Here is a 14,580-nt window from a genome sequence, read left to right on the forward strand (position 1 = left end):
AAGCCAATGAAAACGGAACAACCGTTATGGGGCAGGGGCGTTATGGTCTCTCCCCAGCACTTCCAGCAACAGGTCGCCTATGCGGCCTGGTCTGCGGAATGCATCGCCCGGCTGGGCCTCTGCCATCCCTGGGGGATGATTACTGCCACCTTCGAACCTGATGCACTGAAGCTGGGCCGCCTGCAGGCCCGTCATCTGCACATCCGTTTTCCTGATGGCACGCTTATCGACACCGAGAACGCCGATGACCTGCCGCCGGTGCTGATGCTTGAGGGCGAATCACAGGACGTGGTGGTGGTTCTGGCACTTCCGCTGCTGCGGGCAAATGGCGGCAACTGTCTTAAACCCGATGAGGTGGCCGAGCGCCCTGTGCGTTATCGCCAGCGCTGGCGGGATGTCCGCAACACCTTTGGCGACGATACCCGGCAGATTGCAGTGATGCAGCCAGAGCTGACGCTGCGTTTTGCCCATCAGAACAACAGTGATTATCTGACCTGTCCGGTCGCCCGTCTGCAGCAGGATTCCCAGGGCAGCTGGGCACTCGATGAAACCTGGCTTCCGCCACTGCTGGCTCTGCAGGGCAGCCGCTGGCTGGTAACCCAGCTGGAACAATTGATGACGCAACTGCGTGCCCGTCTGAGTCGACTGATGTCCATGCGGCGTGAAAGTAACGAGCGCATGGCCGACTTTGCCGTGGCTGATGTGTCGTTGTTCTGGCTGCTCAATGCCCTGAACAGCGCAGAACCGGTGCTCGGCCAGTTTCAGCGTAACCTGCAAAGCCCACCGGAGCGTTTGTACCCGGAACTGGCGCGGCTTGCGGGCAGCCTGCTGACTTTCTCGCTGGAACATCAGGTGAGTGCTATTCCGGTCTGGCAGCATGAACAGCTGAATAGCGTCTTCCCGCCGCTGTTCGACTTACTGGGCGATCTGCTGGAAGCCAGCCTGCCGTCGCGGGTGGTGGCGATTGAGCTTGAGCACGATGCCCGGCTACACGTCTGGCAGGCCCGTCTGCATGACTCCCGTCTGCGCGAAGGGGCGGATTACTACCTTTCCGTGCGTTCACCGATGCCGGTGGCACAACTGCAGGAGCAGTTCCCGCGCCAGTGCAAGATCGGCAGTCCCGATCATGTCAGGAGTATCGTCAATTCCTCACGGGTGGGCGTGCCACTGACGCCACTGCGCCATGTGCCGGCAGCCATTCCGCTGCGTCTGGAAAACCAATATTTCAGCCTTGATGTCTCGCATCCCCTGGCCAGTGAAATGCTTCAGAGCGGCACCTGTATGTTTTACGTTCCGGGCATGCTCGGCGAGCCTGAACTTGAACTTTTTGCGGTACTGAGAACATGAGTGAGCCTAAACGCAGTACTGCTGCGCCCATTGATATTGATGCTCTGCTGCAGGATACCTGGCTGCAGGTCATCAGCCTGCGTCACGGTCCGACGTTTCAGGATGGAGAAGGGCGCACGTTGTGGGAGCGTTGCATTGCCGATGTTGAACGTGTGCAGCGTGAGCTGAAAGCGAGCGAACTCGATGAAGTCAGCTGTCAGCATATTCTCACCGCACAGTGTGCGCTGCTTGATGAGGCGGTCAAAGGTCGTGGTGTGGAGGATGACGCCTGCGTGCAGTGGTATGACATTCCCCTGCAGGGGCACTTCCTCGGCACCATGGATGCCGGTGATACGCTGTGCGATCGCATGCGTGATGTGCTACGTGAACCGGCGCCTGACCAGGCTGTTATGACCTGCTTTCAGCGGGTCATGATGCTGGGGTTCCTCGGCAGTTTCCGCTCTCTTAACGATCCGGAGCGCCAGAAACTCGTCAACGCGCTCAGTGAACATGTCACGCCGTTCAGCTATCCACCAACCCATCCGGTTCTGGCGGAAAGCCGTACCGGACGAGAAATGGGCGGCTGGCTGGCGTCATGGCCCGTGCGTATTGGCCTGAGCGTGGTGCTGGTGGCTGCGCTGTGGTGGGGACTGAGCCACTGGCTGGATCAGATGCTGGTGACCCTGCTGCCGGGAGCTGTGAAATGAGTCCTGCACAGCAGCGCGGGCTTGCGCTGTGGGCCGCCCTGCTGAGTGCCGTGGTTTGCCTGAGTTTCCTGCCGGTATCGCGACTGGTTTCGGTGCTCTTTCTGCTTGCCGTGCTGGGGCTTATCCTGGCGTTGTGGATTGTCGCCAGGCGTCGTGCGGAACATGACGTCGACCTGCGTCTGGATGACCTCCCGGAAGCCACTTACCGTCAGCCTGTGGTGCTGGTCTGTGGGGATCTGCCGCTGGCATGTATGCAGCAGTCACCGGTGCTTACTGTGACACAAGGATGCTGGATCCGCGTGGAGGAACATCAGGATCTGCAGCAGGTTGCCTGTCAGATTCTGCGGTTGCGTCCTGACTGGGGCCGACAGCTGTCGGTGATGGTCAGCGTCTGTCCGCAAAAACACGCCGACAGCGAGCGGCTTACCCGTCGTCTGCTGGCGCTACGCTGGCAAATCAGCCAGCTGCGTAAAGAAACCGGGCATTCTGTGCCGCTGGTTCTGAATGGTCAGGTTGGCAGTGCGATGACCAATGATCTGCTCTGGCAGGCGGCTATCCCTGGGGAAGGGGTGAGGGTCTGGCGTGCGTCTTCAGCGCCGGGCTCAGTCGCTGCATGGGTCACCACCGGTGGCGCGCCTGCGATGCAGCAACAGGTGCTGATGAACAGCCTGATGAGCTGGTTCCGGTTGCACGTTAAAGCGGTCTTCATTGATGAGAGCCCTGATGTTCCGGTCATTGCACCGGTTGCGGTGCTGTGGGGATTGGGACCGATCCTGGCCGGAAGTCTGGCCACCTCGGTATGGACGGCATGGCTGTCCCGTCATACTGCGATGCAACAGGTAGCGGGCTGGCAGCCGGTGGGAACGGACAGTACGGTTATTGCCGCGTTGCCGGATTTTATCCTGCCGCTGCTGCCGGAAGGGCGAGGCATGACGCCGCGTGGGCAAGCCTTCCGTTATGCGCTCGCGATTTTCACGCTGGCGGCCATGGCTGCACTGCTCAGCAGTGGCTGGAACAATCGCCAGTTGCTGCAGCGTGTTAGCTTCGATATTGCCCACTATGAACGCATCCCGATGCAGGATTTCGCACCCAAAGCCGACGCTGTTGCTGTCCTGCGTGACGATGCGGCCGGGCTGGATGACCAGGCGCGCAATGGCGTACCGATGCGGATGGGCCTTGGTCTGTATCAGGGCGAGCGTCTGCGAATGCCTGTGCTGGATGCGATCCGTTCGTATGTGCCCCCGCCACCGCCGGCAAAACCGCAGCCGAAACCGGTGCCGAAAATTGTCCGCCTCGACAGCATGTCGCTGTTCGATTCCGGCAAATCCACGCTGAAAGCCGGGTCCACCAAAATGCTGGTGAACTCACTGGTCGGCATCAGGGCGAAGCCGGGCTGGCTGATTGTGGTCGCCGGCCACACCGATAATACCGGTAACCCGCAACTGAACCAGACGCTCTCTCTGAAACGTGCCGAAGCGGTGCGTGACTGGATGCGTGACACCGGTGATGTACCGGAAAGCTGTTTTGCGGTGCAGGGCTATGGCGAAAGCCGCCCAGTCGCAACCAATGACACGACGGATGGGCGTGCGCTTAACCGTCGTGTCGAAATCAGTCTGGTACCGCAGGCTGATGCCTGCCAGATACCGGGCAACACCCAGACGTCATCGCAGGATGATGACGTATCACAACACAACGGAGAGTAATTCCCATGGCAATTCCTGTTTATCTGTGGCTGAAAGACGATGGCGGCGCGGACATTAAAGGTTCCGTAGACGTTAAGGACCGTGAAGGCAGCATCGAAGTTGTCGCTCAGGATCACAATATCTACATTCCGACCGACAACAACACGGGCAAACTGACCGGCACCCGTATCCACACGCCGTTTATGTTCACCAAGGAAATCGACTCGTCCAGTCCGTATCTGTACAAGGCAGTGACCACTGGCCAGACCCTGAAATCAGCAGAGTTCAAGTGGTACAAAATCAATGACGCCGGTCAGGAAGTCGAATACTTCAACACCAGACTCGAGAATGTGAAGGTGGTGAAAGTGAATCCATTGATGCATGACGTTAAGAATCCTTCTTACGAAAAGCACAATCACCTCGAACAGCTTGAACTGCGTTACGAAAAAATCACCTGGACCTACAAAGATGGAAACATCATTCATTCCGATAGCTGGAACGAACGTGCCACCGCGTAATGACCTGCCGTGCTAGGTGCTGCAGGGTTGTTGTTTAGAGTAACGCCTGATGCGGATGGGGAAACCTGTCCGCAGCTTTTAGCAAAGCCCCTTTGTGCTGAGGGGACAGTTAAAAAGTGAACATCCAAAAATCTGGCCTAATGCGCTTAGGGTTCCTTATTAAAAGGAAAAGCGATGGGCGGTAGCGTGCCTGAATGAATCAGGCTTATTTCTGAGACATAAAAGGAGAAAATTATGCCATTTACTTTTGATGATTCAGCTGCCAGGCAGCGCTGGGAAAGAGGAAAATCAATCAGTGTGCCGTCTGCCGGAATGCGGAAATATCACGACTGGCGTAGATATATTCTGACCGGCCGTTCTCCGTCAGATGCTGCAAGACTTGCAGGAGATATGAATTATGAAAAATTGAAGGGCAACAGTAACCTCTATTCTGTCCGGCTTACACAGCAGGACAGGGTTTTATTCTCGGTGGTAGGAATGTCCATAACGATCCTGGAAATTGGCGGCCATTATTAGACCCGGCCCAAATCAAAAAACACACCATTTAATCGTCGCGTTTCAGATGCTGTAACCCTGCCTGAAAGGACATGAATTGTGTGCGGTGAGGCTCTTCCGGTTGGGGATATCTGTAACCGATAGTCCCCATACGGTAAAACCCGATAGTGCGCGTCAGAATGGAGAAAGTCTTTATGGAGCATCACGCATCAACCTTATTACGCCGCCTTAACCCTTACTGTGCTCGCGCACTGGAAGCCGCCGCCTCCCTGTGTCAGACCCGCGCCCATGCGGAAATTTTGCCGGAGCACTGGCTGCTGAAGCTGCTCGAACAGGGGGAAGGAGACCTGACGGTACTGGCACGCCGCTATGAGTGGGATATGGATATGCTATGGCAGGATTTGCTTGCCTGGCTGGATAAACAGCCGCGTTCAGTCCGTCAGCGTCCGCAATTGTCTGACACTCTTCAGACGCTGATGCAGGAAGCCTGGCTGATTGCTTCTCTTAACGGTGAGGAACAGATCCGCAGCGTCCATCTGCTGATGGCGCTGGTTGATAAACAGAAACTGGTGCGCTGTGACGGGCTGTGGCCGCTGCTGACGCTGGGCCACAGTCAGCTGGAGCGTCTGCGCCCGCTGCTTGATGGGCAGTCGGAGGAACGCCCGGAACGGCAACAGGCAGCGGAACTCGCACAGAGTCATGGTGGTGAGGTGGAGTTTGTTGGGCGCCCGGTCGGCGCGGCTATAAAGGAAGGCGAACTCAATCCGGCGCTGCAGAACGCACTCGATAAATTCACGCTCGACGTTACTGCCAAAGCCAGAGAAGGCAAAATCGATCCGGTCTTTGGGCGCGATACGGAGATCCGCCAGATGGTGGATACTCTCTCGCGTCGCCGCAAGAACAACCCGATTCTGGTCGGCGAACCGGGCGTCGGCAAAACCGCGCTGGTGGAAGGCCTGGCTTTACGTATCGCTGAAGGGAACGTTCCGGAAAGCCTGAAGCCGGTTATTCTGCGCACCCTCGACCTCGGCCTGTTGCAGGCGGGCGCAGGCGTGAAGGGCGAATTCGAACAGCGTCTGAAAAACGTGATTGATGCGGTGCAGCAGTCCCCGGTACCGATTCTGCTGTTTATCGATGAAGCGCACACCATTATTGGTGCCGGCAATCAGGCGGGCGGCGCGGATGCCGCCAACCTGCTGAAACCGGCACTGGCGCGTGGCGAACTGCGCACCATCGCCGCCACCACCTGGTCTGAATACAAGCAATACTTCGAACGCGATGCTGCACTGGAACGTCGCTTCCAGATGGTGAAAGTGGACGAGCCGGACGACGAGACCGCCTGCCTGATGCTGCGCGGCCTGAAAGCCCGCTACGCCGAACACCACAACGTGCATATCACTGATGATGCAGTACGTGCAGCCGTCACGCTGTCCCGCCGCTATCTGACTGGCCGCCAGCTGCCGGACAAGGCGGTTGACCTGCTGGATACCGCGGCCGCACGTGTACGGATGAGTCTCGACACGGTGCCAGAACAAATTGTGCGCCTGAAAGCCCAACTGACCGCGCTGGCACTGGAAGCGCAGGCGCTGCGGGAAGATATCGCCGCCGGCAGCAGCCGTCATGATGACCGCCTGGGTGCCATTGAACAGCAGCGGACTGAACTGGAGACGCGCATCGAAGAGCAGGAAGCACGTTTCAGCCACGAAAAGGCGCTGGCACAGCAACTGATGGCCAGCCGCCAGGACATCAGCCAGCAGGTTGACGTTGCCGACCTGCAACAGCAGCTTGAACAGGCGCAGCAGGGCGATGTGCTGGTTCAGGTGGATGTGGACACCCGCACCGTCGCGAATGTAATCGCCGACTGGACCGGCGTGCCGCTGTCCTCGCTGATGAAAGACGAGCAAACCGAACTGCTGACGCTGGAAAACGAAATCGGCCAGCGTGTGGTCGGGCAGGACGTGGCGCTGACCGCCATTGCCCGGCGCCTGCGCGCGGCGAAGACCGGACTCACGTCAGAGAACGGCCCGCAGGGCGTGTTCCTGCTGGTCGGTCCGAGTGGCGTCGGTAAAACCGAAACTGCGCTGGCACTGGCGGACGTGCTGTACGGCGGTGAAAAATCGCTGATTACCATCAACCTGTCCGAGTACCAGGAGCCGCACACTGTTTCCCAGTTAAAAGGTTCACCGCCGGGCTACGTGGGTTACGGTCAGGGCGGCATCCTCACCGAAGCGGTACGTAAGCGCCCGTACAGCGTGGTACTGCTCGATGAGGTGGAAAAGGCGCACCGTGACGTGATGAACCTGTTCTATCAGGTGTTTGATCGCGGCTTTATGCGCGACGGCGAAGGGCGTGAAATTGACTTCCGCAACACCGTGATCCTGATGACCTCCAACCTCGGCAGCGACCATCTGATGCAGTTGCTGGACGAACAGCCGGAAGCCAGCGAAGGCAATCTCCACGAGCTGCTGCGCCCGATATTGCGCGACCACTTCCAGCCCGCGCTGCTGGCCCGTTTCCAGACCGTGATTTATCGCCCGCTGGCTGAGGCCGCCATGCGTATCATCGTGGAAATGAAGCTATCACAGGTCAGCAAGCGCTTACATCGTCACTACGGTTTGACCACGCAGGTTGATGAGAGCCTGTATGACGCCCTGACCGCCGCCTGCCTGCTGCCGGATACCGGCGCACGCAACGTCGACAGCCTGCTCAATCAGCAGATTTTGCCGGTGCTGAGTCAGCAGCTGCTGAGCCACATGGCCGCCAGACAGAAACCACAGTCGCTATACCTGAGCTGGAGCGAGGAAGAGGGGATCGGGCTGGAGTTTGACCGGACTGAAGGAGATAACGCATGAACACCCGTCTCCCGCTCAGATTCAGCCACAACCATCACCAGTTGTCGGTGAAGGGATGTGAAGCCGGGCTTGATGTGCTGGTGTTTGAAGGCGATGAGGCGCTCAGCCGGCCGTTCAGCTACCGTATTGAATTCACCAGCTCTGACCATGCCATCAGCAAAGAGATGATGCTGATGAAAGCGGCCTCCCTGACGCTGCAGGCTCCGGTTGACCAGGGTTACGGCATCAAAATACAGCAGGCGGTGCGCACCCTTCAGGGCGTGGTGAGAGGCTTTGAACGTCTCGGCACCTCAAAAGATGAAACCCATTATGCCCTGACGCTGCAGCCACGCCTGGCGCTGCTCGACCGTTCGCATCAGAACGCCATTTATCAGGACATGTCGGTGCCGCAGATTGTGGAAAAAATCCTGCGCGAGCGCCACAACCTGCGCGGTCAGGATTTCCTGTTCTCGCTCTCAAAAGAGTACCCGCGCCGTGAGCAGGTGATGCAGTACGGCGAGGATGACCTGCGCTTCATTACCCGCCTGCTGGGTGAGGTGGGTATCTGGTTCCGCTTTACCACGGATACGCGCCTGAACATCGACGTCGTGGAGTTTTACGACGGTCAGCAGGGGTATGAAAAAGGCCTGACGCTGCCCTCGGTGCCGCCGTCGGGCCAGCATTCAGACGGAGTGGACGCGGTCTGGGGGATGGAGAGCCATCATAACGTGGTACAGAAGCAGGTCAGCACCCGCGACTACAACTACCGCCAGGCCACGGATGACATGAATACCCAGGTCGATGTGACCCGCGGGGATGCCACCACCTGCGGGGATGCCTATCACTGGGGGGACAACTACCTTACCCAGGGTAATGCGTACGACCGCAATCCGGCCCCGGAGTCGGGTGCGTTCTATGCCCGCATTCGTCATGAGCGCTACCTGAATGGCCAGACCCGGACTCATGCCATCACCAGCTGCCCGACCCTCTCTCCCGGTCAGGTGCTGAATGTCACCGGTGGGTATGAAGTGGCTGAGGTGTTTGCTCAGGGCGTGGTCATCACGGCGATGCGCAGCCATGCGCGGCGTGACCGGGATTTTGAAGTGCATTTTGACGGGATCCCGGACAGCACGGATTTTAGTTTCCGTCCTGAGCCAGGCTCACGCCCGGTGATGGCCGGCACATTACCGGCCCGCGTAACCAGCACCACCGAGAACGACACTTACGGCCACATCGATAAAGACGGCCGCTATCGCGTCAACATGCTGTTTGACCGGGATAACCGGGAAACCGGGTTTGAGAGCCTGTGGGTGCGCCAGTCCCGCCCGTATGCCGGCGACACTTACGGTCTGCACCTGCCGCTGCTGGCGGGTACCGAAGTGGCGATTGGCTTTGAGGACGGTAACCCGGACCGGCCTTACATCGCCGGCGTGCTGCACGACTCGGCGCACGGCGACCACGTCACCATCCGCAACTACAAACGCAACGTGCTGCGCACGCCAGCGAACAATAAAATCCGCCTCGACGACGAGCGCGGAAAAGAGCATGTCAAGGTCAGCACCGAGTACGGCGGCAAGAGTCAGCTGAATCTGGGGTACCTGGTCGACGGCGAAAAGCAGAAGCGTGGGGAGGGTTTTGAGCTCAGAACCGACAGCTGGGGCGCCATCCGGGCACAGAAAGGGATGTTCATCAGCGCTGATGGCCAGACGAAAGCACAGGGCCAGGTGCTGGAGATGCAGCCGGCGGTCAGTCTGCTAAAAGGAGCGTTGAATCAGGTAACTGGATGGGGAACGATTACGCAGACTCACCACAACATAACGCCTGATTCTGAGCCATTAAGAGCATTTGTTTCCGCTGCCAGTGAGCTTAAAGAGCCTGCGCTGCTGCTGTCTTCACCTAAAGGTATTGCCGCCGTTACGCCGGAAACGACTCTGATGCACAGCGGGAAAGGGTTGTACCTGCAAAGCCTGGGAGAAGTCAATATCACCGCAGCACAGCGCTATTCGGTGAACGCAAGTCAGGCGGTTTCGCTGCTAGCCCTACAGGAAGGAATGCGGCTGGTATCTGCCAAAGGTGCACTGGAGATTGAATCACATAGTGATGTGCTGTCGCTGACTTCCCTGAAGGATGTCACCGTCCAGTCAACGCAGGGACACCTGCAGCTGACGGCAAAGAATGGGATCACGCTCGCCTGCGGTGGCGCTTACATCAAGCTCACGCCACAGGGCGAAATCAATGTGCATGGTCCAGGCCTGTTAAGCCTCAAGGGGCAACATAAATTACAGGGCCCGGCGAGTGAGGATTATCCGCTGCCTGAATTGCCTTCATCAGTATGCAAAGAGTGTCTGAAAAAGGCGCAGCGGCTGGCACAGGGCTTTGTGCCAAGGGAGGCATAAATGAACACGACCCATATCACTGACTGGGTGAATCTGCTTCAGCAAACCTGCGCTGATATAAACCTGAACCACCTTGATTTTATTCTCGACCAGTGCGGTATTGATTTTTCCGTCATTCCGGTGCTGCACGATTTTTCACCACCTTTGGTATGGCAGTCTCTCTATCAGGGCTTGCCGGAAGATGCCCTGCCAGAAGAGTCGCCGCTGTTGATCAGGATCTCTTTGAACGATCCGCTTCAGAAACAGTGGTTGATTGAGCTGGCTCAGAAAGTACAAAAGACTGCTCCACTACTGGTGCTCTGTTCTCCCTGGCCTTTCGCTACGCTGGCGGAATGGTTAACAACCTGCACCGATGCGACACATGAAGGACGGGCGGGGCTGTTCAGATACTTTGATGCCCGTATTTTTCCTTATTTGTTCTCTCATATTCTGGAACCTGATCAGCAGGCCCAGTTGCAGCGCCCGGCGCTCTTCTGGAGCTGGCTGGATCCTGACGAGAAGCCGGGGTTGCTGATGGGGCAGGGAGCACAGCCCGCCATCAACGAGAAGTGCCAAAACATCGCTTTGAGCGATAGCCAGTTTGAAGCTCTGATGTGCATCTGCGATGCCAGGCTGATGCTTCGCTATCGGGACGTTCCCGATACGGGATTTGCTTCTCAGGCTGAACGGTTTACGGCCTGTTTCAACGGCATGCTTTCAGCCACCGCTAAAGGGATGATACTGGATAAAGAGCGCGAGGATTGGGTGATTAAGACCCTGATCGGACGGTCCTCAGCAGAAGTCTGAAAGTGGGTTCATGAGGCAGTTCGCCTTCCGGAGAGGCTGCCATACATGGAATGCAAAATGAAAATACAACATTACCTCGTGGTACTGGGTGCCCTGCTGCTGGCGGGCTGTAGTCAGCCCGTGGCGAAAGCCAAAACCCGGAGCGGCGGCGGTGGGATTATTGTCGCCATCAACCACACCAAATGGGCGATCAACCATTTCAGTGTCGACGGTCAGTCGGGAATTGACATTATCGGGCCATATCAGGGCGGCGGTGGCGGCTGTTGCTATGGCGTGCCAGCTAAATGGCGGCCCGGAATGACGGTTAAGATTGACTGGGAAACAGGTGTTGGGGATATGGATGGCTTTCCAGGGTTTGACAGATGGGCTGAGTATCTGGCATGGGAAAAAAAAATGAAGGCTCAGAATCGCCAGCATAGCACTGTGATAACAGTACCGGACTATACGGGGCAAAAGACCTGCGGGATCACGGTGCATTTTCTGCCCTGTGATGAGGTGAAAGTGACCACCAGCTGTGTGAACCCGGGGCGGCCGGGCTACCCAATCAACGAGCCATTGCAAATGCCGGAGCCGAAAGTATGTCCAAAATAATTACCGATCTGGCCTGTTTCCCGCCAGCGTTTCCGGCTCAGGGGCGTTTACCCACCAGGGCTGCGCTGGTTGGCGCAAACTGCGCGCTGCAGGACAGCGATGAGCTGGCCTGGCGGCAGGGCTGTGCATATCAGCCTTTTTTCGACAGAACCGGCAATAACCTTAATCACGACCTGGCCTTTATTCCCCTTCAGTAATGCTCAGCCATGCCATCCCGGAAAGTCATGGCTGAGCAAGACGGACGTCATCCGTTTCTTTATCAAAGGAATGCAAAATGAAAATACGACATTACCTCGTGGTACTGGGTGCCCTGCTGCTGGCGGGCTGTAATCAGCCTGCGGCGAACGCGGAAAGCCGGGGCGGCGGCGGAACCATAGAGGCAATTAATCACACCAGATGGGCAATCAACCATTTCAGCGTCGACGGTCAGTCGGGGATAGACATTATCGGGCCGTACCAGGGCGGCGGTGGCGGCTGCTGCTATGGCGTGCCGGCGAAGTGGCGGCCGGGTATGACGGTCAAAATAGACTGGGAAACAGGAGTTGGATACTCAATGGATTTTCCGGGTTATGCCGATGAACAAAAATTTTTATCCTGGGCAAAAAAAATAAAAGCCCAGAATAAGCAGCACAGAGCGGTGGTACCGGTTCCGGACTATACGGGACAAGAAATCTGCGGGATAACGGTGCATTTTCTGCCCTGTGATGAGGTGAAAGTGACGACCAGTTGTGCCAACTATGGCCATCCGGAACATCCGATCAAAGAGCCCCTTAAGATGCCGGAGCCAAAAGTATGTCCAAAATAATTACCGATCTGGCGTGGTTCCCGCCAGCGTTCCCGGCTCAGGGGCGTTTACCCACCAAGGCTGCGCTGGTTGGCAAAAACTGCGCGCAGCAGGACAACCACGAGTTAGTCTACCGGCAGGAGCTGTGCCTGGCAGCAGGGCGGCGCGTGGAACCGCCCTGCTGTAAGACTGTGCACATCAGCCTGTTTTTCGACGGCACCGGCAATAACCTTAATCACGACTTATATATTGCTGACCCGAAGCATCCCACCAATATAGCCCGTCTGTTTCGCGCCACCATCGGGCAGGGGGCTGCCGGGGGGGTAGCAAAAGGGGAGGAGCTGCTGGATGCTGACGGCAGCGGCGATGACAAATACTACAAATATTATATCCCCGGCGTCGGGACGCCTTTTCCCGAGGTGGGCGATCTGGATTTCAGCATGATGGGGCTGGCGACAGCGACCCACGGGGAGGACAGAATCAACTGGGGTCTGCTGCGAATTATCGATGCCCTGAAGCGGACGACAACTAAGAAGAGTCTGTCGAACAGTGCGAGCTGGAGCGCGGTGGATAAAATGGCGACCTCTATGGCGTCATTTGGGCTGACCGGCGCTGCCAACCGTTTTGAGACCTTCCAGAGCCTGCTGAATGATATGGCACCAGAGCTGCAAAAGGCTTTGGTACCCACCGAGCCCGGAAAGCCAAAGCTGTTGGGAATCAAGCTGTACGTGTACGGCTTTTCGCGCGGGGCAGCGGCAGCACGAGCTTTTGTCCGCTGGCTTAGCGAACTGCTGCCAAAGCCTGAAGAGGGAAAGGACAAGCCCGAGCAGTGTCTGGCGGTAGGCGGGCTGAAAATCCCGCTCAGCGTCGAGTTTCTTGGCCTGCTGGATACGGTGGCCTCGGTGGGCGTGGCGCATATCGCCCCGGTGGCGGAAGGGCATATGGGCTGGGCAGACGAGACCCAGGAGCTGCCGGCAGAAAAGATCTACGGCGGGTTGATTAAAAAGTGTGTCCACTTGGTCTCTTCCCACGAGCAGCGGCTGTGTTTCCCGCTGGATTCGATCCGCCGTCCGGATGGTAAATATCCGGCGAACAGCGAAGAAGTCGTTTATCCTGGCATGCACTCGGATTTAGGCGGAGGCTATCCGCCAGGCGATCAGGGAAAAGCAAAGGATGAATTTGATAGATTGCTTTTATCTCAATTGGCGTTGCATGACCTTTATGCAAGCGCTTTTAATTCAGGTGCTCCTTTAAAAGTATCCCCGTTGTCGCTTCCCACAGACTTACAAAAGGATTTATGGCGACAGATGTCCCCTGAGCTTCAGCTAGAATTTGCAGTAGCACCTGAATTAATCAATCGTTTCAACGCCTGGCGCGAGCTTACCCTCGGTCTGAGTTCGCCCATGGTCCCGATTCTCCCCGAACAAGCCGCAATATACGATCCGCCGCGCGCGCCGGTCAGCCTGGAGAAAGCCCTTGAAGATCAGATGGGCTGGATCACCGCCTGGCGTATTAACCGTTATGCCGGAGGAACCTACAAGACCCAGCGCTTCTATGTCGATTCGGCGGCGAACGGGCTGGATAAAGACAGCGATCCGTTGGTCAGAAAGCAGGCTGAGGATGACTGGAAAGAAGCACAAAAAAAAGTTGACGATGCTCGTAAGGAAAAAATTGCCGAACATAAACCTGAAGATGGCTTCCTGATGCTCCCGCCGGGGCCAAAGGATTTCGACGCCGCGCTGGGGCAAACCCAGCTGCGTCAGGCCGCAGAGGAGTTCAGAGAGGATTACCACGGCCTCTCCCGCTCGGGTACCGGGAACTGGATTTTTACTGCCGTTGATTCAATGAGTAACGCCATCTTCCTGCTGAATAACGATAATGAGTATGGCGAATGGCTCAGCATGAAAACCGCCGGAGACGATCGTGTAAAAGTGCTTTTCCCGGCGGCCGGCGAAGCGAGTAACGCCACTGAACCTGGCGGGCTGGTGCGGGCACTGTTTGACGATCAGATCCACGATTCCCGCGCGTGGTTTATGCACAACGCCTTCGGCTCCCGCGAACCCTGGGGCAGCTATTTCCTCTACCGGATGATCTATTTCGGCAGTTGCAGCAGTAAGCCGATGACGCCGTTGATGATTGCCGGGGCGGTGGTGGGGGTGGCGACCCTTGCCGCAGGCGCGGCCGTTATCATCAGACAGAAAAGCGCGAAGGGCAAACTGGCGGGGCTTGCCGGTACCGTGGGTGCCGTTTACCTCGAAACGCAGGCCATCGATCTGCTTTCCGGCAAACCGCTGCCAATGCTGCCCAACGCTGCACAGCTGCAGGCGCCAACGATGGAGCCAGGCACAGTGGTGGCACAGCAAACGCAGCTCATCAGCGATCAGCGGCTGGCACTGGCAAAAACGATGATTGAGTCCAGCTGGGCGGAAAATCTTAAGGCGACCGTAACGGCCTGATTCAGGGA

11 protein-coding genes and 1 pseudogene are annotated in these 14,580 nt (G+C 57.4%); all 12 read left to right on the forward strand.

The annotated features are described in order from the left end of the window. Positions 1 to 6: 6 nt before the first annotated feature. The 12 genes and pseudogenes from tssK to ABVR31_RS06170 all read left to right on the forward strand — a co-directional run bounded on the left by tssK (position 7) and on the right by ABVR31_RS06170 (position 14,572). The gene (gene tssK / locus ABVR31_RS06115) at positions 7 to 1,347 is read left to right on the forward strand and encodes a type VI secretion system baseplate subunit TssK (RefSeq protein WP_058758377.1); all 1,341 of its coding nucleotides are present in this window, start codon (positions 7 to 9) and stop codon (positions 1,345 to 1,347) included. Continuing rightward, positions 1,344 to 2,033, forward strand: coding sequence for a type VI secretion system protein TssL, short form (tssL, locus tag ABVR31_RS06120; protein WP_021509113.1), 690 nt, complete (start codon positions 1,344 to 1,346; stop codon positions 2,031 to 2,033). Before tssK ends, tssL begins: the two co-directional genes overlap by 4 nt. Then, positions 2,030 to 3,736, forward strand: coding sequence for an OmpA family protein (locus ABVR31_RS06125; RefSeq protein WP_372772101.1), 1,707 nt, complete (start codon positions 2,030 to 2,032; stop codon positions 3,734 to 3,736). The genes tssL and ABVR31_RS06125 overlap by 4 nt, the downstream gene beginning before the upstream one ends. Before the next feature lie 5 nt (positions 3,737 to 3,741). Next, complete coding sequence (hcp, locus tag ABVR31_RS06130; RefSeq protein WP_021509115.1) at positions 3,742 to 4,233, forward strand: type VI secretion system effector Hcp; 492 nt, start codon at positions 3,742 to 3,744, stop codon at positions 4,231 to 4,233. Between the two features lie 234 nt (positions 4,234 to 4,467). Beyond that, positions 4,468 to 4,749, forward strand: coding sequence for a hypothetical protein (locus ABVR31_RS06135; RefSeq protein WP_288445122.1), 282 nt, complete (start codon positions 4,468 to 4,470; stop codon positions 4,747 to 4,749). A gap of 173 nt (positions 4,750 to 4,922) precedes the next feature. Then, a complete protein-coding gene (tssH, locus tag ABVR31_RS06140) occupies positions 4,923 to 7,580 on the forward strand; it encodes a type VI secretion system ATPase TssH (protein WP_372772103.1) in 2,658 nt (885 codons plus the stop codon). Beyond that, a complete protein-coding gene (locus ABVR31_RS06145; protein WP_372772105.1) occupies positions 7,577 to 9,955 on the forward strand; it encodes a type VI secretion system Vgr family protein in 2,379 nt (792 codons plus the stop codon). Before tssH ends, ABVR31_RS06145 begins: the two co-directional genes overlap by 4 nt. After that, entirely contained in the window at positions 9,956 to 10,741 is a 786-nt protein-coding gene (locus ABVR31_RS06150) for a DUF4123 domain-containing protein (RefSeq protein ID WP_372772107.1), read from the forward strand. A gap of 57 nt (positions 10,742 to 10,798) precedes the next feature. Continuing rightward, entirely contained in the window at positions 10,799 to 11,332 is a 534-nt protein-coding gene (locus ABVR31_RS06155; RefSeq protein WP_372772109.1) for a DUF3304 domain-containing protein, read from the forward strand. Next, positions 11,320 to 11,508 (forward strand): annotated as a pseudogene (locus ABVR31_RS06160) (hypothetical protein); the annotation flags it as partial. The gene ABVR31_RS06155 and the pseudogene ABVR31_RS06160, both read left to right, overlap by 13 nt. A gap of 98 nt (positions 11,509 to 11,606) precedes the next feature. Continuing rightward, on the forward strand, positions 11,607 to 12,137 hold the full coding sequence (locus ABVR31_RS06165; RefSeq protein ID WP_372772111.1) for a DUF3304 domain-containing protein: 531 nt from the start codon (positions 11,607 to 11,609) through the stop codon (positions 12,135 to 12,137). Continuing rightward, complete coding sequence (locus ABVR31_RS06170) at positions 12,125 to 14,572, forward strand: DUF2235 domain-containing protein (RefSeq protein WP_372772113.1); 2,448 nt, start codon at positions 12,125 to 12,127, stop codon at positions 14,570 to 14,572. Before ABVR31_RS06165 ends, ABVR31_RS06170 begins: the two co-directional genes overlap by 13 nt. Positions 14,573 to 14,580 lie beyond the last annotated feature (8 nt).

The sequence above is a fragment of the Pantoea sp. WEP genome (assembly GCF_041678305.1).
Classification (GTDB): domain Bacteria; phylum Pseudomonadota; class Gammaproteobacteria; order Enterobacterales; family Enterobacteriaceae; genus Pantoea; species Pantoea dispersa.